We start from the raw sequence: 21055 nt of genomic DNA, 5'->3' as shown, positions 1-21055 counted from the left end.
CCCGAAGGAAAGAGGAGACCCGGCGTGACCACCGAGATCTACCGTGATGCCTGGGGCATTCCGCATCTGCGCGCGGGCAGCGCGGCCGGACTCGCCCACGCCCAGGGCCTCGTCACCGCCCGCGACCGGGCCTGGCAGCTGGAGGTCGAGCGCCACCGGGCGCAGGGCACCTCGGCGTCCTTCCTCGGCGGGAGCGCCCTGGCCTGGGACCGGTTCGCGAGACGGGCGCGGCTCGACGACACCGCCCGACGCTGCTTCGCGGACCTGGAGAGACGGGACCCCGAGACGGCGCGGTGGGTGCGCGCGTACGTCGACGGGGTCAACGAAGGTCTGGCCGGCGGCACCGCCCCCGAGTTCGCCCGCACCGGTCTCACCCCCGGCCGCTGGGAGCCCTGGACCCCGCTCGGCGTCTGGCTCGCCACCCACATCCTCTTCGCCGGATTCCCGGCCAAGCTCTGGCGCGAGCAGGTCGCCGCACACCTGGGCGCGGACGCCATCGGCCTCTTCGCCGCCGACGGCCCCGGCACCTCCGGCAGCAACGGCTGGCTGGTCGGCGGCGAGCGGACCGTCACCGGGCAGGCGGTCATCGCCGGTGACCCCCACCGCTGGATCGAGGACCCGGGCGTGTACCAGCAGATCCACCTGTCCTGCCCGGAGTTCGACGTCGTGGGCCTGGCCGTCCCCGGTGTCCCCGGCATCGCCCACTTCGGGCACACCGGCACAGTCGCCTGGGCCATCACCAACGCCATGTCCGACTACCAGGACCTCTACCGCGAGCGTCTGCGGCGCACCGGCGCCGGGGTGGAGGCCCTCGACCCGGACGGCGTCTGGCGGCGGGCGGCCCGGCACACCGAGACCGTCGAGGTGGCGGGCGAGGACCCGGTCGAGGCCGAGGTGATCGAGACCGGCCGCGGCCCGGTGATCATCGGCGGGCCCGAGGGCCTGGACGGCGACCCGGCCGACCCCTCCGGCCTGCCCGTGGCGATCAGCCTGCGCTACCCGCCCCGCGTCACCGGCGACCTCGGCTTCGCCGCCCTGCTGCCGCTGCTGCGGGCCCGCCGGGTCGCCGACGTGGACCGGGCCTTCGACCGCTGGGCCGAGCCGGTCAACGTCGTCCAGGCCGCCGACACCGAGGGCGGCGTCCTGCACCGCGTCGCCGGGCGGGTGCCGCTGCGCGCGGAGGCCAACTCCCTGCGGGTGGTGCCCGCGTGGGAGCCCGGCCACGAGTGGCGGGGCTGGCAGGAGACGCCGCGCGCCGGGCTCACCGACGGCGTCGCCGTCATGGCCAACCAGCGCGGCCCGGCCGCCCCCCTCGGCGTCGAGTTCGCCCCGCCGCACCGCGCCGACCGCATCGCCGCGCTGCTCGCGGGCAAGGAGCGCTGGTCCGCCGCCGACATGCCCGCGATCCACACGGACACCCATCTGGCGTCCGCCTCCTCCCTCCTGGACCGTCTCGCCGCCCTCGACGGCCTCACCCCCGAGGCCTCGGTCCTCCGGGACCGCCTCCTCGGCTGGGACCGCCGCATGGACTCCGGCAGCGCCGACGCGGCCCTGTACGCGGCGGTGCGCGCAGCGGTCGTACGGCGGCTCGCGGCGCACCCGGCGTTCGCCGCGCTCACCACCCCACCGGTGTACCCGGAGGTGTTCCAGCCCTGGCTGGCCCTCGTCCCCCGGGTCGGCTTCGCCCTCGAACACCTGCTGCGGGCCGGGGAACTGTTCGGCGTCGACCGCCCGGCGGCCGTTCGCGCGGCGATCGAGGAAGTGGCCCTGCGCCCGCCGGCCGGTGTCTGGGGTGACACCCACCGCCTCGCCCCCTGGCGTGTGCTGGAGCCGGAGCAGCCGTACGACGAACCGGGGCTGTCCGGCGACCACGACTGCGTGCTGTGCACTTCGGGCGTGCCGGGCCTCACCGACCGCGCCGCCCGGGGCCCGGCCGCCCGGTACGTCTGGGACCTGGCCCGGCGCGAGGACAGCCGCTGGGTGGTCCCGCTCGGAGCCTCGGGCGTCCCCGGCTCGCCCCACCACCGCGACCAGCTCCCCCTGTGGCTCGCCGGAGACCTCGTCCCGGTCGTCACCGACTGGACCAAGATGAAGAAGGAACGCGATGTCTGACCCGTACTCCTCCCGCACGCCCGTCCACGAGCAGGTGGTCGACGGCTTCGGCGCCGTCCGCGTCCTGCCGCTCGACCCCGGGGCCGACGCCGCCGTGATCCACCGCTGGGTCGGCGAGGAGCGGGCCGCCTTCTGGGGCATGACCGAGCTGACCGAACAACAGGTCGCCGCCGTCTACGCCCACATGGCCGCGCTCGACACCCACCACGCCCACCTCGTCGTCCGGGACGGCGAGCCGGTCGCGCTCCTGCAGACCTACGAGCCGGAGGCCGACCGCGTCAGCGAGTGCTACGACGTCCGCCCCGGCGACATCGGAGTCCACCTGCTGCTGGCCCCCGCGGGGCCGGGCGGCGGACAACCCGGCTGGACCGCCCGGCTCGTGGCGGTCGTCGCCGCGTACGTCCTGCTCGGACTGAACCGCCGGCGGGTCGTGGTCGACCCGGACGTGCGCAACGAGAAGGCGGTCGCCCGTTTCCTCGGACTCGGCTTCGCTCCGGGCCCGGTGGTGGTCCTGCCGGAGATCGACCTGCCGGACGTGTACCTGCCGGAGAAGAAGGCCCAGCTCGCCTTCCTCGACCGGGAGCTAATGTTCCCCGGGTGACCCCCGAGGACCTCATCGCCCACTACGGCCTGGAGCCGATCCCGAGCGAGGGCGGCCTGTTCCGCCAGACCTGGGCCGGGCCCGAACGCCCCGACGGCAGGCCGGAGGGCACGGCGATCGTGGCGCTCCTGACGGCGGACGACTTCTCCGCCCTCCACCGCCTGCCGACCGACGAGATCTGGCACTTCTACCGGGGCGACCCCCTGGAGCTCCTCCTGCTCGCCCCGGACGGCACCACGCGCACGGTGGTGCTCGGACCGGACGTCCTGCGGGGCCAGCACGTCCAGTTCACGGTCCCGGCGGGCACGTGGATGGGCGGCAGGGTGGCAGCGGGCGGCTCATGGACCCTGTTCGGCTGCACGATGGCCCCGGGCTTCACCTTCGCGGGCTACGAACACGGGGACGCGGCGGAGCTGACCGCACGCTATCCGGCGGAGGCGGCCGGGATCGCGAGACTGTCCCGGCCCGCCCCTTAGCCCCCATCCCGTTGAGCGCTACACCGATCCCGTCCGTACATAACCGGAGCCGTCCAGCCCGACCCCGGAGAGCCACGTGGACCAACGGCGGAACGAGGATCGCAATGCCGGACACCCCCGGCGCTGCCAAGCCCTGGTGCTGCTGGGCACCGTGCTGGTCCTGCTCCTCGCCGGAGCAGCCCCCGCCTCCGCCCACGCCGCCCTGCGCAGCACCGACCCCGACGACGGATCCGTCGTCCAAAGGGCCCCTCGCCACGTCACCCTGACCTTCACCGAGTCCGTGGGCCTGCTCGACGACTCCTTCCGGGTGTTCGGCCCCGACCAGCGCCGGGTCCACACCGGCGAGGCCACGCACGCGGACGGCCGCTCCGACACGGCCCGGATCGGCCTGCCCGGCAAGCTCGCCGAGGGCACGTACACCGTGGCCTGGCGGGTCGTCTCCGCCGACAGCCACCCCGTCTCCGGCGCCTTCAGCTTCTCCGTGGGGAAACGGTCCGCGACCACCGGCCAGATCGACACGGGCCCGACCGAGGACCCGCTCACCCGCGGCCTCTACGACGCCGCCCGCTACCTCGCCTACCTCGCCGCCGCGCTGCTCGTCGGCACGGCGGCGTTCGCCCTGCTGTGCCGCCCCGCGCACACCTCCCCGCTGCGCCGGCCGCTCGTGGCGGCCTGGTGGACGCTGCTGGGCTCGACGGCCGTCCTGCTCCTGCTGCGCGCCCCCTACGAGGCGGGCACGGGCCCCGCCGCGGCCTTCGACGCCTCCGCCCTCGGCCGCACCCTGACCGGCCGCCCCGGCCTGGCCCTGCTCGCCCGGCTGCTCGTCCTTTTGCTGACCGCCGCCTTCCTGATCGGGCTGTCCAGGCGCCGCGACACCGTGAAACGGCCCGTCGCCCTGGCGATCGGCACGGCCCTGGCGACGGCCCTGGCCCTGACCTGGGCGGCGGCCGAGCACGCCTCCGCCGGGATCCAGGTGCCGGCGGCGATGACGTCGTCCGTGGTGCACCTGCTGGCGACCGGCGTCTGGCTGGGCGGCCTCGTGGCGCTGCTGCTGACCCTGCGCCGCTCGTCCGGCGACGACCTGGTGGAGGTCGTGCCCCGCTTCTCCCGGATCGCCTTCGCCTCGGTGACCGTCCTGGCCGTCACGGGCTTCTACCAGTCCTGGCGCGGACTCGGCTCCCTCTCCGCGCTGTCCGGCACGTCGTACGGCCGTCTGCTGCTCGCCAAACTGGCCGGGGTGGCCGTGCTGTTGCTGGTGGCCGGGTACTCGCGGCGCTGGACGGCGCGGATCGCGGCACCGGCGGTCGCGGCCCGGGCGGCCGTACCGGCGCCGGTCCCGCAGCCGGTCGGCGCGCCCGCGGGAGGCCGCGAAGCCGCCGAGGGGCCCGGGACGGGCGAACCGGGGACGTCCGAAGAGGCGGAGTCGCGCGGGGAGCCGGAGTCGCTCGATGGCCCGGCGGGGCCGGGGGCCGGATCCGTCGACCCCGGCATCCGGCGCCGCCTGCGCCGCTCCGTCCTGGTCGAAGTGGCCGTCGCCGCCGTGGTGCTGATGATCACGACCGTGCTCACGGGAACCCTTCCGAGCCGGGCCCAGGCCGAGGCGGCCCAGCAGGCCCCGGTGGGCGCGCTGCCGCCCACGACCGAGATCACCGTGCCCTTCGACACGGGCACGGATTCCGTGACCGGAAGCGGAAAGGTGCAGGTCACCCTGGACCCGGCCCGCGTCGGCGAGAACGGCGTCCAGGCCGTCGTCTACGGCTCCGACACGGGCCTGGTGGTGATCCCCGAGGTCCGCGTCACCTTCACCCTGCCCTCCCGCAAGATCGGCCCGATCGACGCCGAACTCGCCGACCGGGGCGGCTACTGGAGCACCAACTCCGTCAACCTGCCGCTCGCCGGGAACTGGACGATGAAGACGACCGTGCGGGTGTCGGACGTGGACCAGGTGTCGGTGGAACGCCGGGTGCGGGTCGAGCCCTAGGCAACCGCGCCGCCGTCGACGGTGGGGCTTCGGCCGGTGGTACGTGGTCCGCCGGTGGCGCGTCGTCCGGCGGCGGGGCGTCGCCCGTCGGCCGGGCCTCGTCGAGGAGCCGTGTCATGGTCTCGGCGGCGCTGACGGCGGCGTCGCCGCAGCAGTTGTTGAACAGGACGTGGACCTGCTCGGTCCGTTCGGCCAGCCGGAGCACCCGGGGCAGCCACTCGGCGAGTTCGTCCTCGCCGTACGCGTGGCGGAACCGGTCCTCCTTGCTGCCGGAGCCCCAGGCGGTGCTGCGGCCGTGGAAGCGGACGACGGACAGCCGGGGCGAGGTCACGGGCGTGACCGGTGGGACGGAGGAGGCGAGCCTCTGCGTCATGTCGACGGCCACCGCGGCCATGCCGAGCCGGGTGAGCAGCGCGCCCGTCGCCTCGTCCTGCCCCGGCTCCCACCAGGAGGGGTGCCGGAACTCGACGGCGAGCGGCCAGCCTTCGGTCCGCCCGGCGCATTCCCGGAGGAACGCCTCCGCCCGCTGCCCGGGCCGGAACCACGGCGGGAACTGGAACAGCACGCTCCCGAGCCGCCCGGCCTCCCGCAGCGGCTCGATCCCGGCCGCGAACCGGGCCCACACCTGATCGAGCACCGCCGGATCCCGGTGCTCCGCCCGCAGCCCGTCCGGCATCACGGCCTCCCGGGTGGGATGCCCGGTGAGCAGCGAGAACGCCTTCACGTCGAACACGAACCCGTCCGGTGTCCGCTCGGCCCACAACCGGCTGTTCCGCTCGCTCGGCAGCGCGTAGTAGGAGGCGTCGACCTCGACGACCGGGAACCGCTCGGCGTAGTGCCGTAACCGCCCCTCGGCGTCCCGCCGCCCCGGGGGATACCAGCCGCCGGCCACCAGCGCCCGGTCGGTCCAGGAACACGTGCCCACCAGGATCTGACCCATGGGGGAGCGATTACCCGGGCCGGGCGGCGGCAGGCTCTGTCTCCCGGCGGGGGCGTCACGGTGATAGCCGACGTAATCGGGGTAAACCGGGTGATATCTGTGCATGTCCGGGGTCATGGCTGATTTCCCCGAGAGTGAGATGACCGATCATGGACCAGCCCGCCACCTTCGGCCGGGCCACCCGGCCGGCCGGAGAGGAACCCGAAGCCCTCGAAGCCCTCGTCGGCGCAGCCCTCACGGCCCGTGTCACCCTCGACGAACACGGCACCGTGACCGGCTGGAACGCGGGCGCCGAACGGCTCCTCGGGTACTCGGCCGGGCAGCTGACCGGCCACCGTGCCGCGGATCTGCTGGCCGAGCCGATCCCGGTGCGGGGCGGTCTGCCCACGCTCGCCGAGCTGCCCCGCTGGAACGGCGACATCGCGCTGCGGCACCGTGACGGCCGGAAGCTGACGGTCAGGATCCTCGCCCACCACAGACCACCCGGCGCCGACGCCCCCGCCTGGCTCATCGTCTCCGCCCTGACCGACCGGCAGCCACCGGCCGGTCTCGACGACTCCCTCGTGAGCTGGAGCTTCGCCCAGTCCCCGTGCTGCGCCCAGGCGATCTACGACACCCGGCTCCGGCTGCGCCGGGCCAACGCCGACATGGAGCGCGCCACGGCGCTCACCGAGGAGGAGATGCGGGGCCTGCGCGTGTCCGAGATCGTCGACGACGGCGCCGGCCTGCGGGCGGAACGCGGCATGGCCCGGGTGCTGCGGACCGGCGAGCCGGAGTACCAGGAGAACTACCTGCGCGCCCCCGGCGAGAGCCGCGAGCACGCCTGGTCGGTCTTCATGTCGGCGCTGCGCGACCACGAGGGCACCGTCCAGGGCGTCTGCCTGTCGGCGCACGACATGACGGAGCAGTTCTGGGCGCGCAAGCGCCTCCAGCTGATCGCCGAGGCGAGCCGCCGCATCGGCAGCACGCTCGACGTGACCCGCACGGCCCAGGAACTGGCGGACGTGACCGTCCCGGCGCTGGCCGACTTCGTCAGCGTCGATCTGCTGGCCGCGCTGGACGACGCACCCGAGCCGCCCGTACCTGCGGTTCCGGCGGAGGGGCCGCTGCTGCTGCGACGGACCGCCGTGCGGTCGGTGACGCCGGACGCCCCGGAGTCGGTCGTGGCGGCCGGCGCGGTGGGCTCCTACCCGGCGGGCTCGTTGCACTTCGAGAGCCTGCGCACCGGACGCCCCGCCCTGCACGAGGTGAGCGACACGGGGTTCACCGCCTGGCTCGCCCGCGACCCGGCCCGTGCCGCCCGGGTCCGGGCGTTCGGCATCCACTCCGTGATGACCGTGCCGCTGGCCGCCCGCGGCACCACCCTCGGCGTCGCCTTCTTCGTCCGGCACCGCAACCAGGAGCCCTTCGGGCACGACGACCTGGTCCTGGCCGGAGAACTGGCCGCCCGGGCCGCGGTCAGCATCGACAACGCCCGCCGCTACACCCGCGAGCGCGCCACGGCGGTCACGCTCCAGCGCAGCCTGCTGCCGCGGAGGCTGCCCCGGCAGGCGGCCGTCGAGGTCGCCTCCCGCTACCTCCCCGCGGGCGGGCAGGCCGGTGTCGGCGGGGACTGGTTCGACGTCATCCCCCTCTCGGGCGCGCGGGTGGCGCTGGTCGTCGGAGACGTGGTCGGCCACGGGCTGGTCGCGTCGGCGACCATGGGTCGGCTGCGTACGGCGGTCCGCACGCTGGCCGACATCGATCTGCCGTGCGACGAGCTGCTGACCCACCTCGACGACCTGGTCGCCCGTCTGAGCCAGGAGGAGGAGAGCGACGGCGAGCGGGCGGCAGCGGGCTCCGCGGGGACCTCGGGCGACGTCGGGGCCACCTGCCTGTACGCCGTCTACGACCCGGTGACGCGGCACTGCTGCTTCGCCGGGGCCGGGCATCCCGTGCCGGCCGTGGTCGGCCCCCGGGGCACCGTCGACCTCGTCGGGCTCCCGGCGACGCCCCCGCTCGGCGTGGGCGGCCTGCCGTACGAGGCCACCGAGGTCGTCCTTCCCGAGGGCAGCCTGCTCGCCCTCTACACCAACGGCCTGATCGAGACCCCCGACCGGGACCTCGACACCGGCGTCGACCGGCTGCGGGCGGCCCTGGCCCGCCCGGCGGCCTCGCTGGACGCCCTGTGCGACACGGTCCTCGCCGACCTGCTGCCGCAGCGCCCGGCCGACGACGTGGCCCTGCTCATCGCCCGGACCCGCGCGCTCGACGCGCGGCAGGTCGCCACTTGGGCGGTGCCGTCCGACCCGTCCGCGGTCGCGCAGACCCGCAAGGACGTGGTGGCGCAACTGGAGCGGTGGGGGCTCTCCGACGCCGCGTTCGTCACGGAGCTGGTCGTCAGCGAGCTCGTCACCAACGCCATCCGGCACGCCCAGCCGCCGGTCCAGCTCCGCCTGATCCACGACACGACCCTGATCTGCGAGGTGTCCGACGGCGGCAGCACCGCTCCCCACCTGCGGCGGGCCCGTACCTATGACGAGGGCGGCCGAGGCCTGCTCCTCGTCGCCCATCTGACCGAGCGCTGGGGCACCCGCCAGAGCGCCACGGGCAAGACCATCTGGGCGGAACAGACCCTGTCCCCCGCGTGAAAGAGCCACCGGCCATGACCACACCCGCGTCTCACCGGGCCGCCCGCGCCCCCGTCCGGCAGGCCGCCCTGCTGCTCGGCCTCGTCTTCCTCGTGGTCGGCGTGCTGGGCTTCATCCCGGGCATCACCACCGACTACGGCTCGCTGGAGTTCGCCTCCCACGAGTCGGGCGCCGAACTGTTCGGCGTGTTCCAGGTCTCGATCCTGCACAACCTGGTGCACCTGGCGTACGGCCTCGCCGGTCTGATGCTCGCCGGCACGGCCGCGGGGGCGTACTCGTATCTGCTGGTCGGCGGCGCGGTCTACCTGGTGCTGTGGGTGTACGGCCTGTCCGTCGGCCACGACAGCGACGCCAACTTCGTCCCGCTGAACACCGCGGACGACTGGCTCCACTTCGTCCTGGGCATCGCCATGATCGGCCTGGCGCTCGCCCTCGGCCGGCGGCGCGGCGCGCGCACCGACGCACGGTAAGGAGCACCGGCGACCGCATGCAGACCTTTCTGCCCTACCCGGACTTCCGTACGACGGCCCTGTCCCTCGACCGCCGCCGGCTCGGCAAGCAGCGCGTCGAGGCCCTGCAGGTCCTGCGCGGCCTGGTGGTCCCCGGCTACGGCTGGCGCCGCCACCCGGCCGTGAAGATGTGGCACGGCTACGAGGAGGCGCTGGTCCGCTACGGCCTGGAGATCTGCCGCGTCTGGCGCGAACAGGGCCACCAGGACACGTGCGCGGCGACGCTCGTGGCCGACTTGGCGGCGGCCCGTCCCCACGCCCCGATCCGCGACCAGCCGCACCTGGCCGCCGAGGGCGAACTCCCGCCCTGGCTGGGCGACGGTCCCTTCCACGAGAGCCACCGCTCGGCGCTGGTCCGCAAGGACCCCACGACGTACGCGTCCCTCTTCCCGGGGGTCCCGGACGACTTGCCGTACGTCTGGCCGGCGTCGGACCGCGAGATCGGACCGGACCGCGAGGCCTGACCGGACCGGGCCGTAGAGGGGAGACCGCAGAGGGGAGCTAGGCGGCCCTGCGGCGCGCCGGACGCCTGGTCGCGGCGGGCTGCTCCGGCATGTCCTCGACGAGAGGGAAGCTTTCGGCCTCCCCGAAGTCGGGGGCCTGGAAGGGGTTGGTCGCCGGAGTCGGCGACGCCGCGCTGGAAAGGCTCGGCTGCCCTTCCACGGCGGAGAACAGCGAAGTCGGTTCGATGAGAGGTCTCTTTTCGGTTACTGGCCCGAGGCAGGGCCAGGCGTGCCCCGACCGGGCACGGAGGTCCTACAGCTTGGTCATCTTGGCGTAGGGGCTCAGGATCCGCATCTGCGCCGAACCGAAGTCGACGAGCGCGGCGATCCCGTCCTCGATGCCGATGACCCGGCCGAGCCCGTACATGTCGTGCGTGACCTGGTCACCCACGGCGAAGTGCTTGGGAGCGGGGGCGACCGGCGCCTTGAAGGGGCTGGTAGGCAAGTGACGCTTGGGAGCAGCAGGCTTTGTCATTGGCCTCAGTATGCGCCTACTCGGGCCCCTCGCGCTGCGGCTGTCCACGTCCGGTGCCCGAACCGAGACCTCGGAGGAGGGTCGCACTGGCTCGAAAAATCGAACACATGATTGAATTCGGCCATGCGAACGTTTCCCGACGACCTCGTCCGGGCGCAACGGGAGTGGAGTGCCACGTACCGGCAGCTCGCCGATCGGCCCGGCCGCACCGAGCTGCGCCGGCGTCTGTACCTGCTGTCGGCTCAGGCGTTCTTCCACCCCTACTGGCAGCAGCGACGGCCGAGTCCGGCGGCGTGGTGGGAGCTGCGGGAGCTGGGGCGGATGGCCGGGGACGTGAGCGAGCGGCTCCCCCGATGACGCGCCGGCCTGCGGGACCGTACGTCACGGACGATCCTGAAGGCATGTCCGGACCGATACGTGTGATCGTGCATCCGCCGTCGCCCTCGGGCGGCCGGCGCGTCCGCGTGGACGGCGAGATCCTCGGACTCGCCCACAACGTCGTCGACGTCGCGGAATTCCTCCGCCGCGCCGGACTGGAGATCGACCCGGCGGACGTGGCGGAGGTGCCGTGGATCGACTGGCGCGGAGTGGGGCCCGAGCACTGGGGTCCGGAGGCGGGTGGCTGACCGCCGACGGTTTCGCGGCGTGGCCGGCGCCCCGGGGTGCGATCGGCCCCGGGTGGCTGGACATTGGTGCCGTGGCCGTGTGGATGACGTGGGACTTCGAAGGGGTCGGGAGGGCCGCGCAGACCGTCGAGAGCGTGGACGAGGCCGCCGGGTGGCTGATCGGCTCGGCGGAGCGTTCCAGGCGCGCCTTCGCCGCCGAGTGGCAGTGGCTCAGGCTCATGGACTCGGTGCTGAGGGTGCGTGGCGCGATGCTCGACGAGGGGCGCCGGGCCGTGGAAAGCGGTACGCCGTGGACCTCGGAGGTGGAGGGTGTGAGGGTGCGGCTCTCCCTTGTGGGCCACCAGGACTGAACCCGGCTCGGCCGCGGCCGTTCCGCAGGAGGTCATCCCGGTCCGCATATCGCGCCAAAATGGTATGTATCCAGTCTTCTATGCCATACCGGAGGGCCCCATGAAGGACCTCACGTTCGAGCAGAAGCGTTCGCTGTCACGCCAGGAGGCCGCCGACCAGCTCACGGCCCTCGCGGACGCCCTGAGGGAAGGCGGGGACGCCGAGCTGGACCTCGGCCCCGGGACGCTGGGCCTCCGGATCCCCGACGACCTCCAGAGCGAGCTGGAGATCGAGATCGGCGGCGGTGAGATCGAGCTGGAGATCGAACTGAAGTGGAAGACCGCCCCTGCGCGGGCGACGCCCCCACGAACCGAGACCCGCACGGAAAAGCCCCAGCGGAAGAACACGCCCACCCCTGCGGGACGCAGCAGGAGCACACAAAGGGCCACCGCGAAAAAGGCATGAGCGTGCGGCGGATGCAACCAGAACTGCAACCACCGGGGTTCAGTTCCCGCTCATGCCCTGAGCCAAGCGCTGAGCAGTTCCTCGGGACCGTACACCGCCTGAAGGCCGGAGCAATCGACCCCGCTGCGGGAGACCGCTACGAGCGGTACCGGCTCGTCGGTGACCGCTGCCCGGTGCTTCTGCAGCGCGGCCAGGTCGTGGCTGTCGAACGCGGAGTTCTCCAGCCACTTGACCGAGCCGAGAAAGAGCAACCGCTTGGCCACCGGCTGCCGGTCGGCGCCTACCAAGTCGATTTCGACGTCGTTGCTGCGGGTCCAGTACCCGCCGATCGCCGGGGCGGCGGGCAGAAGCCCGTCGGGCAGGAGACGGGCCAGGGAGTCCCGGATCAGGGGCTCGACCGCGCGGCCCCGCCAGCTCGTCCACTGCTCCTTGATCCGGCTCAGCGTGAGATCTCCCCGCATCCGCTCGATCTCCGCCATGTGCGGGTCCAGAAACGCGAGCCAGAAGCGCAGGTAGGGGTCGGCCACCCGGTAGCGGCGTTCTTTCGACGGCCTCAGCGAGAGCGGCAGCTCGGTGGCCACGACTCTCTTCTCGGTCAGGACGTCGGTGGCCCGGGTGAGCGTGGTGTGGGCGATGCCGCCGGCGGCGCGAGCGATGTTGGTGAAGGTTCGCTCCCCGGATCCGATGGCCCGCAGGACCTCCCTGCTCATCGCCTGCGGTGGGAACTCCGCTGCCATTGAGCGTTCGGCGGAGACCAGCAGCGCCGAGATCGGGTTGTCCAGCGAGTCGCGGAGGAACTCCCAGACATCCGCTCCGGCCCGCCACTCGGCGCAGATCAGGGGGAGACCCCCCGTGATCAGAGCGGCGTCGAACGTGGCCGCTGGAGACAGGCCGAGCATCTCGCCGATGTCGGCCGGGTTCAGGGGCCCCACGATCATTTCCCCGCCCCGCTGGTGAAAGGGACGGTCGTAGCTGTTCAGCGCCTCCATCATCGACAGATCAGACCCGACCAGGAGGAGAAGCACCGGCTTGCGGCTGAGCAGCCGGTCCCATGCCCGCTGAAGCATGCCCTCGAAGGCGTCGATGCGGTCCATGAGATAGGGAACCTCGTCGAGGACGACCACGCTCGGGCTGTCGTCGGGAAGGATCTCCGCGAGCAGCCTCAACGCCGCGTTCCACTGCGTCGGGGTCTCCTCCGCGAACAGTCCCCGCTCCGGCAGGGTGGATCTTGCGACGGCGTCGAGCAGCTCCGTCAGTTCGTCCTCCGCCGTGCCGCCCGCTGCGGTGAAGAAGAGGTACGGCGTCTCAGTACGCCGGAGGAACTCCTCGACGAGGCTGGACTTGCCGACCCGCCGCCTCCCTCGAACAAGGATGCACTGCCCCGGTTTCACCGACCCGACTGCATCGTGCACCGTCTGCAAGGCGTTGCCGAGCAAGCTCAGTTCGCGGTCCCGCCCGATGAAACGACGCAAGGCAAGTCTCCCGATAGCAATAGTATCGACAGAGATAGTATCGCTATCGATACCATCTTGCCTTCATTCCGGCACGGGCTCATGACGCTCTTCGCGCCGGTGCCGCGCGGAGCCGGCACTGGAGCGGCGGCCAGCTGAGGCCGGGGCCGATGCCGTGCCGTTGGTCTCCCGGTCGGCGACGGAGACCAGGAGTGAGGCCGGCCGCGCGGACGGTGTGCCCGTGACGACGGCGGTGAGGTCGGCGCCGATCCGTGCCGTCTTGGTGGCCGAGGGCAGCAGCCGTCGGCACTCCGCGCCCAGCCCCTCCGCTGCCTCGTGGTCGACCTCCGGCGGGGTGACGGACGCCGTTCGCACGGAAGGCGCGACGGGGTCGAACGGGGCGTGCCAGCCTGGCCCGCGCCATGCACGCGCCACCTCGGCAGGCATACGGGCCGGGCCGTAGCGGTGAGGTTCCTGGATCAGGAGCCCCCGGGTCCAGTGCCCACCGGGCGCCCGGTTCGAGGCCAGGGCCGGGAGTGCCGAACACGATGAACTGTGGCTGCCCCGGCACACCCTCCGCTCGGGGCGGTTGGCGGTGGCCGGGGTGCCCGCTGTACTGCTCTGCTCTTAGCGAGCGGCAGTGTGGGGTTGTCCTAGGAGGCCGTACGGCTGTCCGCTTCCGCCTGAGCGATGGCTTCGGCTTCGCTCTCGGCCAGGGCGAGCGCGACACCGAACGCCTGGGCGATGTGGCCTGCGGCCGACATGACGCGTGCTGTACCCACGACGGGAGCGATCGCGACGAGCAGGTCTTGTAGCTGCTCGACCGTGAACTCGGCCTTGATCGCGGGGTTGATGTGGGCCAGGTAGGAGATCGCCGGTGCGTCCATGGCCACGAGTGCGGAAATGCGGGCGAGGATGAGCGTCCGCTCATCCATGTGGCAGCGCTCGATGGAATCGATCGTCATGGCGGCGATCGTGTCGAGCACCGGAGTTTCAGATGCAGTAGCCACTATTGGGACCGCCTTCTCGTGCGTAGGGGGTTGGACCGCCACCCGCTCAATGCGGGAATCCCCCCTGCGTGCCTGGCGGCTGCGACTCAAGAGTAGGCACCCTTGGGCCGTCGCGCGCGCCGAGCGGACAGTCGGAGCGAGCGTGCCGATCTGCGTTTGACGACCAGCCATGCGTCCCCTGCCTCAGTCCCGGGTCGGTGCTGCGGCGTGGTGCTCTCGTCGTGCCGCTGAGGCGCGGGAAGAGTTCCACGATCCGGGGATCGGCTCTCTGGTGGCTCGTGGGGGTGCTCGGGTGCACGATGGTCGACACGGGAGGATGCGATGTCCCGGAGTCGACGGTGGGAGCTCCCGAAAACGAACTGAGACGGACAACGTCGAAGGGCCCCACCGCGAACGGTGGGGCCCTTCGACATCGTGCCCGGTGAGGCACTGGCGGAGGATACGAGATTCGAACTCGTGAGGGGTTGCCCCCAACACGCTTTCCAAGCGTGCGCCCTAGGCCTCTAGGCGAATCCTCCGCTGGGAACATTACATGACCGAGAGGAGTGCTCGCGAACTCGTTCACCACCCCCGACATCAGGTAACCTTGGCGCAGCCCCTCACGCGGCGCTATCTGACTGAACTCCCCCAGGGCCGGAAGGCAGCAAGGGTAGGTCGGCTCTGGCGGGTGCGTGGGGGGCGCCTGCGTTGCCGGCCCAGATCCCCCGACCGGATCTTCGACGTGGATCTCCCGACCGGGTCCGGGCCGGGCCCGATGTCAGTGGGCGCCTATAACCTCGTATGCGTGTCGTCTCTCGCTCTGTACCGCCGCTACCGCCCCGAGACCTTCGCCGAGGTCATCGGGCAGGAGCATGTCACCGACCCGCTGCAGCAGGCGCTGCGGAACAACCGGGTCAACCACGCGTACCTGTTCAGCGGGCCGCGCGGCTGCGGCAAGACGACCAGCGCCCGCATCCTGGCCCGCTGCCTGAACTGCGAGCAGGGGCCCACGCCGACGCCCTGCGGTGAGTGCCAGTCCTGTCAGGACCTCGCGCGCAACGGCCCCGGCTCCATCGACGTCATCGAGATCGACGCCGCGTCCCACGGTGGCGTGGACGACGCCCGTGACCTGCGTGAGAAGGCCTTCTTCGGGCCCGCCCGCAGCCGGTACAAGATCTACATCATCGACGAGGCCCACATGGTCACGTCGGCCGGCTTCAACGCGCTGCTGAAGGTCGTCGAGGAGCCGCCGGAGCACCTCAAGTTCATCTTCGCGACCACCGAGCCCGAGAAGGTCATCGGGACGATCCGGTCCCGGACCCACCACTACCCCTTCCGGCTCGTCCCCCCCGGCACCCTCCGGGAGTACCTCGGACAGGTGTGCCAGAAGGAGACGATCCCGGTCGAGGACGGCGTGCTCCCGCTCGTCGTGCGGGCCGGCGGCGGGTCCGTGCGTGACTCGATGTCCGTCATGGACCAGCTCCTCGCGGGCGCCGCGGCGGACGGTGTGACCTACACCATGGCCACCGCCCTGCTCGGATACACCGAGGGTTCCCTCCTCGACTCCGTCGTCGAGGCCTTCGCCACCGGTGACGGAGCCGCGGCCTTCGAGGTCGTCGACCGCGTGATCGAGGGCGGGAACGACCCCCGCCGTTTCGTCGCCGACCTCCTGGAGCGGCTGCGTGACCTGGTGATCCTCGCCGCCGTCCCGGACGCGGCGGAGAAGGGGCTCATCGACGCCCCCGCCGATGTGATCGAGCGCATGCAGGCCCAGGCCGGCACCTTCGGCCCCGCGGAGCTGAGCCGCGCCGCCGACCTCGTCAACGAGGGCCTCACCGAGATGCGCGGCGCCAACTCGCCCCGTCTCCAGCTCGAACTGATCTGCGCCCGCGTCCTGCTCCCCGCCGCCTACGGCGACGAGCGCTCCGTGATGGCCCGCCTCGACCGGATCGAGCGCGGCGTGAACTACTCCGCGGGCGGCCCGTCCGGCATGCCCGCCATGGGTTACGTGCCCGGCCCGGAGGGCCATGGGGGAGCGGCTCCCGCTCCGGCCCAGGCCGGTCCGGTGCCTGCGGGTGGCGGCGGTCCGGTGGCGGCAGGCGGTGGCGGTCCGGTGCCGGCAGGCGGTGGCCCGGCGGCGGCCCGCGCGGCGGTCCGCGCGACCGGAGCACCGGCCACCAGCGGCGCGGGGCCCGCCGGCAGCGGCGCAGGGCCCGGCAGCGGCGGCGCCATGTCCGGCAGCGGTGGCGGCCCTACGGCGGCCGCGCCCGGCTCCGCCCCTCCGGCCGCGGGTCAGGGCGTGCCCCAGTCGTCGCCGGCCCAGAGCGCGCCGCCGTCGGCACCGGCCACCCCGCCTCCGGGACACGCCGACCCCGAAGCAACCGGCGCCACCGCCCCCGTCCAGGAGACCCAGCCCGCCCCGGCCCAGCCCGCTCCCGGCGCCTGGCCCACCGCCGCCTCCGCCGGCAGCGGCGGCCGTCGCCCCGGTGGCTGGCCCACGGCCGCCCCGGGCGCGCCCGCCTCGAACACCCCACCGGCGAATACCCCACCGGCGAATACCCCACCGGCGAACACCCCCGCCCCCAGCACCCCCCCGGCGGCGCAGCCTCCGGCGGCATCGGCTCCCGCCCCCGCCGCTGCCCCCGCTCCCACCGGCGGCGGCCATCTCGACCCCCGCATGCTCTGGCCGAACATCCTGGACGCGGTCAAGAACCGCCGGCGCTTCACCTGGATCCTGCTCAGTCAGAACGCCCAGGTGGCCGGCTTCGACGGCACGACCCTCCAGCTCGGCTTCGTCAACGCCGGAGCCCGGGACAACTTCCTGAGCAGTGGCAGCGAGGACGTGCTGCGGCAGGCGCTGGGCGAGCAGTTCAACGTCCAGTGGAAGATCGAGGCGATCGTCGACCCCTCGGGCGGCTCCGGGCCGCCCCCGGCGCCCGGCGGCGGCCCCTCCGGTTTCGGTGGCGGTGGCGGCTACACCAGCGGTGGCGGTGGCGGCGGCTACAACCCCGGCGGCGGTACGGCGACGGCCCAGCGCCCCGCCCCGTCCCAGCCGGCTCCCCCGGCCACCCCCGCCCAGCAGTCGGGCGGCCCCGCTCCCGCAGCCACCCCGGCCCCCGCCCCGGCCGCCTCCGTCCCCCAGCCCTCCGCCCCACTGCCGCGTCACGTCTCCGTCGAGGAGGACATCCCGGAGGACGACGACCCGGACCTCGACGAGTCGGCCCTCTCCGGCCAGGAGCTGATCGTGAGGGAGCTGGGAGCGACGGTGGTCGAGGAGTTCACGAACGAATAGCCCCCTCCTTGGAGGAACCTCCAGCTCAAGATCCCCCCTCCCCTCGGCGGCCCGCACAAAGGGAACCCGGCGCCTCCCGTTAGGCTGACCCCGTGAAGGTCCTCGTCATCGGCAGCGGCGCCCGCGAACACGCCCTGTGCCACTCCCTGTCCCACGACCCCGATGTCACCGCGCTGCACTGCGCCCCCGGCAACGCCGGCATCGCCGAGGTCGCCGAGCTGCACCAGGTCGACGCCCTGGACGGCGCCGCCGTCACCGCGCTGGCCACCCGTCTCGGCGCGGAGCTGGTGGTCGTCGGCCCGGAGGCCCCGCTGGTCGCCGGTGTCGCCGACGCCGTGCGCGAGGCGGGCATCCCCGTCTTCGGCCCGTCCGGCCGGGCCGCGCAGCTGGAAGGCTCCAAGGCCTTCGCGAAGGACGTCATGGCGGCGGCCGAGGTGCCCACGGCCCGGTCGTACGTCTGCACCACACCGGAAGAGGCCGACACGGCCCTCGACGCCTTCGGGCCCCCCTACGTCGTCAAGGACGACGGGCTCGCCGCGGGCAAGGGTGTCGTCGTCACCGACGACCTCGAAGCGGCCCGGGCCCACGCGGCGGCCTGCGAGCGCGTGGTCATCGAGGAGTACCTCGACGGCCCGGAGGTCTCCCTGTTCGCCGTCACCGACGGCGAGACGGTCGTCCCGCTCCAGCCCGCCCAGGACTTCAAGCGCGCGCTGGACGGCGACGAGGGTCCCAACACCGGCGGCATGGGCGCGTACTCCCCGCTGCCGTGGGCCGACCCGAAGCTGGTCGACGAGGTGCTGCAGACCGTGCTGCAGCCCACCGTGGACGAGATGCAGCGGCGCGGCACCCCGTTCTCCGGCCTTCTCTACGCCGGTCTCGCGATCACCTCCCGCGGTGTCCGCGTGATCGAGTTCAACGCCCGGTTCGGCGACCCCGAGACCCAGGTCGTCCTGGCCCGGCTCAAGACGCCGCTGGCCGGGCTGCTGATGGCCGCCGCCACCGGCAACCTCGCCCACCTGGAGCCGCTGCGCTGGAGCGACGACGCGGCCGTGACCGTCGTCGTCGCCTCGCACAACTACCCCGGCACCCCGCGCACCGGCGACCCCATCACCGGTCTCGACGAGGTCGCTGCCCAGGACGCCCCGCACGCGTACGTGCTGCACGCCGGGACCCGGCAGGAGGGGGACGCCGTCGTCAGCGCGGGCGGCCGCGTCCTGTCCGTGACGGCCACCGGCGAGGACCTCACCGAGGCCCGCGACCGCGCCTACACGGCCGTCGGCCGCATCCGCCTCGACGGCGCCCAGCACCGCACGGACATCGCCGCGAAGGCGGCGGGCGCGTAACCGGCCCACGCGAAGCGGGGAAACCACCCCGCCGCCGATGAACCCCGCAGGCCCCGGATCCGTCTCAGGATCCGGGGCCTGACGCATGCGAAGGGCGGGGCGGAAGTATGCGAGGAGTGGCGCCGGAAATATGTGGGGAGCGGGGCCGGAACGACGCGAGGAGCGGGGCCGGAAGTATGCGGGAGGTGGGGGCCTGATGCTCGCTTTCCGTCATCCACCTCTCCCCAAAGCCATTCCATCGAGTGACCGATGCCCTATCCGGCTGACGGGGGCCGAAGCCCCAACTAGGGTGCGGCGCAAGCGTTCCGGCACTTGGCCCACCGGCATTGCGATGTCAGTGGCGGGTGCCACAGTGGGGGAGTGAGCAAGGGCAGCATCAGGTCAACGGGGAGGGCGTGAGGTCGGTAGTGACCGGAATGGGTGTGGAAGCAGGCGCGCAGGCCGCGCGGGCACGGGCACTGGCCGTGCTGCGCATCCGCAGCCGTGCCCTGGCCGTCGCCCTGCTGCCGGCCGCCGTCGCCGTGATCCTGCTCGCGGGCGCCGCCGGCGACCGTCTGGAGGGCCCTGTCTGGGACACGGCCCGCTGGGTGCTGACGCCGTTCGCGGTCCTCGTGCTGCTCTCCGCCGCCGGGGTCGCCCTGGTCGTCGCCCGGGCCCGGCCCGCCATGAGCCCGACCGTCCCGGTCACCGAGGAGGCGGCTCCCGACCTGTACCGGATGGTGCGCGACCTCGCCGATCGTCTCGACGTCCCCGCGCCCTCGGCGATAGCGCTCACCCCGGACTGCGACAGCTGGCTGGAGGACCGCACGCACCCGGCTCACGGCCCGCCCCCGGCCGAGAAGCACCACGACATAGCGGGAGCGGGCAAGCAGGCACACCGCCGGCACCCCGTCGCGCCGGTCCTCGTCATCGGCTCCCCGTTCCTGTGGTGGATGCGGGTCGGCGAGCTGCGCGCGGTCCTCGCCCCGGTCATCGCCGGTACGGGCCCCTCGGCCCATCCGGACATAGCCGCCGCCCGGCGCTTCGTCCGGGGCCTGGACGCCGCGGTGGCTGTGGCCTCGGCGGCCCGCCGCGAGCCGGTCTCGCGGGCGGTGCTCGCCGGGGTCGGCTGGGTCGCCCGGCTGCTGCTGCGCAGTTGCCGCGTTCATGCCGCCGAGATGGAGCGGGGCGTGGCCGCCGCGGCCGCGGAGCGTGCACAGGCTGTGGATTACGGGCTGCGGATCGTCGCCCAGGAGCAGGTGGGCCTGGCGTACGCGGGCTGGGACCGGCTGCTGACCCGGGTCGCGCTGCCCGCCTGGCGGATGGGCCGCTGGCCGTCCCGGCTGGACGCCGGTGTGGTCGCGGCGCTCACGGAGCTGTCGCGGCGCGACCGCCTGGCGGAGGGTTTCGCGTCCCGGCTCGGCGAGCGGCCCGCCTGCGACCTGCTGGAGGAGCCGGGCACGGTCGACGAGGCCGCCTCCCTCCTCTTCCACGGCGGCCCGGCCGGATCGGGGCCCGACTGGTCGCCGGTGGACTGGAGCGAGTATCCGGACGAGGTCGTCGACCGCAAGTGGCGCCTCGACGCGGCCCGGCTGCACCGCGTCCTGGACACCATGGGCGTGCGCCCCGCCCCCGGCCCCGCGGCCCCCGCGACCGGCGCCCCCACCCTGTCCCGCGTCCTCGACCACCTGGCGGACCCGGGCACCGCACGGACGGCGGCTGGGACCACCCCGGCCGACAGCCCCGCAGGAGTCCCGGCCGCCTCGGGGCCGGACACCACCCCGCCCCAGGCCCCCGGCGCACCGGACCCCCTCGACGACGAGGACCTCTCCGGTACGACGGCCCCCAGCGCTACGCTCGCCGCCCGGCTCAGCGCGGAACTGGCCCGTGAGGAGGCCGCCCCCTCCCCGGCGGCCCCGTCGCCCGCCTCGCCGGCCCCTGCCTCCGACGCCGCGGCGCTCTGGGACGACCGGGCTCTGCCCCTGTTCCCCCTCCAGCCCCCGCGCACGGCCAGGGAGCTGCTCGCCGACCACCTCACCGCGATGGTCTGCTGCGCCGCGATGGACACTGCCGGCGCGACCCCCGGCCTGGACTGGCTGGACGGCCCGACCCTCCTGATCGACGGCGAGCGCACGGCCGATCTGGCACCCAAGGTCCTCACCCTCATCGAGGACGGCGACGCCACGCCCCTGCGGGTCTGGCTCTCCCAGCTCGGCATACGCCCGGAGAAGCCCGTCCGTCTCGGCTGACCACCGGAGCACTCACTTCCGGTTCTGGCCAATTCAAAACGAACAGTGACGAAGTGCGCGCGTTATGTGATGTGCTGGGACCGTTCGCGCACAGGGCAAGGGCT

19 protein-coding genes, 1 tRNA gene and 1 other RNA gene are annotated in these 21055 nt (G+C 73.4%); 15 read left to right on the top strand and 6 right to left on the bottom strand.

What is annotated here, in order from left to right; translation table 11 throughout:
• Positions 1–24 precede the first annotated feature (24 nt).
• From RFN52_RS19330 to RFN52_RS19315, 4 genes are all read left to right on the top strand, one after another.
• Entirely contained in the window at positions 25–2112 is a 2088-nt protein-coding gene (locus RFN52_RS19330; RefSeq protein ID WP_184847857.1) for a penicillin acylase family protein, read from the top strand.
• On the top strand, positions 2105–2713 hold the full coding sequence (locus tag RFN52_RS19325; RefSeq protein ID WP_184847856.1) for a GNAT family N-acetyltransferase: 609 nt from the start codon (positions 2105–2107) through the stop codon (positions 2711–2713). Before RFN52_RS19330 ends, RFN52_RS19325 begins: the two co-directional genes overlap by 8 nt.
• Positions 2710–3189: a cupin domain-containing protein gene (locus tag RFN52_RS19320; protein ID WP_184847855.1), complete on the top strand. Its 480-nt coding sequence runs from the start codon at positions 2710–2712 to the stop codon at positions 3187–3189. Before RFN52_RS19325 ends, RFN52_RS19320 begins: the two co-directional genes overlap by 4 nt.
• A 136-nt stretch (positions 3190–3325) precedes the next feature.
• Positions 3326–5170 carry a copper resistance CopC/CopD family protein gene (locus RFN52_RS19315; protein WP_184853955.1) on the top strand — a complete coding sequence of 615 codons (1845 nt, stop codon included), beginning with the start codon at positions 3326–3328 and terminating at the stop codon, positions 5168–5170.
• Here the strand turns inward: RFN52_RS19315 and RFN52_RS19310 are convergent.
• Entirely contained in the window at positions 5070–6110 is a 1041-nt protein-coding gene (locus RFN52_RS19310; RefSeq protein ID WP_184847854.1) for a DUF72 domain-containing protein, read from the bottom strand. The genes RFN52_RS19315 and RFN52_RS19310 overlap by 101 nt on opposite strands.
• Before the next feature lie 149 nt (positions 6111–6259).
• Here RFN52_RS19310 and RFN52_RS19305 point away from each other — a divergent pair, with 149 nt between their 5' ends.
• From RFN52_RS19305 to RFN52_RS19295, 3 genes are read left to right on the top strand one after another with little or no spacing between them, the layout of a single operon-like run.
• Positions 6260–8740, top strand: coding sequence for a SpoIIE family protein phosphatase (locus RFN52_RS19305; protein ID WP_184847853.1), 2481 nt, complete (start codon positions 6260–6262; stop codon positions 8738–8740).
• A 14-nt stretch (positions 8741–8754) separates the two neighbouring features.
• Entirely contained in the window at positions 8755–9210 is a 456-nt protein-coding gene (locus RFN52_RS19300) for a DUF4383 domain-containing protein (RefSeq protein WP_184847852.1), read from the top strand.
• Positions 9211–9227: 17 nt separating this feature from the next.
• Positions 9228–9713: an MSMEG_6728 family protein gene (locus RFN52_RS19295; protein ID WP_184847851.1), complete on the top strand. Its 486-nt coding sequence runs from the start codon at positions 9228–9230 to the stop codon at positions 9711–9713.
• A 292-nt stretch (positions 9714–10005) separates the two neighbouring features.
• Here the strand turns inward: RFN52_RS19295 and RFN52_RS19290 are convergent, their stop codons facing one another.
• Positions 10006–10227 carry a hypothetical protein gene (locus RFN52_RS19290; RefSeq protein ID WP_031110278.1) on the bottom strand — a complete coding sequence of 74 codons (222 nt, stop codon included), beginning with the start codon at positions 10225–10227 and terminating at the stop codon, positions 10006–10008.
• A gap of 123 nt (positions 10228–10350) precedes the next feature.
• Between RFN52_RS19290 and RFN52_RS19285 the strand changes: the two genes are divergently transcribed.
• The 4 genes from RFN52_RS19285 to RFN52_RS19270 all read left to right on the top strand — a co-directional run bounded on the left by RFN52_RS19285 (position 10351) and on the right by RFN52_RS19270 (position 11648).
• Positions 10351–10584, top strand: coding sequence for a DUF8825 domain-containing protein (locus tag RFN52_RS19285; protein ID WP_184847850.1), 234 nt, complete (start codon positions 10351–10353; stop codon positions 10582–10584).
• Between the two features lie 44 nt (positions 10585–10628).
• Positions 10629–10853 (top strand): hypothetical protein, encoded by a 225-nt coding sequence (locus RFN52_RS19280; RefSeq protein WP_107456597.1) that lies wholly within the window; start codon positions 10629–10631, stop codon positions 10851–10853.
• A gap of 71 nt (positions 10854–10924) precedes the next feature.
• Positions 10925–11203, top strand: a complete 279-nt coding sequence (locus RFN52_RS19275) for a hypothetical protein (RefSeq protein ID WP_184847849.1) — start codon at positions 10925–10927, stop codon at positions 11201–11203.
• A 100-nt stretch (positions 11204–11303) separates the two neighbouring features.
• A complete protein-coding gene (locus RFN52_RS19270) occupies positions 11304–11648 on the top strand; it encodes an amphi-Trp domain-containing protein (RefSeq protein ID WP_184847848.1) in 345 nt (114 codons plus the stop codon).
• Between the two features lie 50 nt (positions 11649–11698).
• Here the strand turns inward: RFN52_RS19270 and RFN52_RS19265 are convergent, their stop codons facing one another.
• The 4 genes from RFN52_RS19265 to RFN52_RS19250 all read right to left on the bottom strand — a co-directional run bounded on the left by RFN52_RS19265 (position 11699) and on the right by RFN52_RS19250 (position 14627).
• The gene (locus tag RFN52_RS19265; RefSeq protein WP_184847847.1) at positions 11699–13120 is read right to left on the bottom strand and encodes an ATP-binding protein; all 1422 of its coding nucleotides are present in this window, start codon (positions 13118–13120) and stop codon (positions 11699–11701) included.
• Between the two features lie 63 nt (positions 13121–13183).
• On the bottom strand, positions 13184–13474 hold the full coding sequence (locus RFN52_RS19260; protein WP_311240994.1) for a hypothetical protein: 291 nt from the start codon (positions 13472–13474) through the stop codon (positions 13184–13186).
• 278 nt (positions 13475–13752) lie between these two features.
• Positions 13753–14109: a carboxymuconolactone decarboxylase gene (locus RFN52_RS19255; protein WP_184847846.1), complete on the bottom strand. Its 357-nt coding sequence runs from the start codon at positions 14107–14109 to the stop codon at positions 13753–13755.
• A 430-nt stretch (positions 14110–14539) separates the two neighbouring features.
• Positions 14540–14627, bottom strand: a tRNA-Ser gene (locus tag RFN52_RS19250).
• Between the two features lie 73 nt (positions 14628–14700).
• Between RFN52_RS19250 and ffs the strand changes: the two genes are divergently transcribed.
• From ffs to RFN52_RS19230, 4 genes are all read left to right on the top strand, one after another.
• Positions 14701–14795: signal recognition particle sRNA small type (gene ffs, locus RFN52_RS19245), an RNA gene on the top strand.
• A gap of 98 nt (positions 14796–14893) precedes the next feature.
• Complete coding sequence (locus RFN52_RS19240) at positions 14894–17380, top strand: DNA polymerase III subunit gamma and tau (RefSeq protein WP_184847845.1); 2487 nt, start codon at positions 14894–14896, stop codon at positions 17378–17380.
• 92 nt (positions 17381–17472) lie between these two features.
• A complete protein-coding gene (gene purD, locus RFN52_RS19235; protein ID WP_184847844.1) occupies positions 17473–18723 on the top strand; it encodes a phosphoribosylamine--glycine ligase in 1251 nt (416 codons plus the stop codon).
• 416 nt (positions 18724–19139) lie between these two features.
• Positions 19140–20951 carry a hypothetical protein gene (locus RFN52_RS19230; protein WP_184847843.1) on the top strand — a complete coding sequence of 604 codons (1812 nt, stop codon included), beginning with the start codon at positions 19140–19142 and terminating at the stop codon, positions 20949–20951.
• Positions 20952–21055: the final 104 nt, after the last annotated feature.

This window comes from Streptomyces collinus (assembly GCF_031348265.1).
Classification (GTDB): domain Bacteria; phylum Actinomycetota; class Actinomycetes; order Streptomycetales; family Streptomycetaceae; genus Streptomyces; species Streptomyces collinus.
Note: the sequence above shows the minus strand (reverse complement) of the source record. Positions and strands in the feature narration are given on the sequence as shown.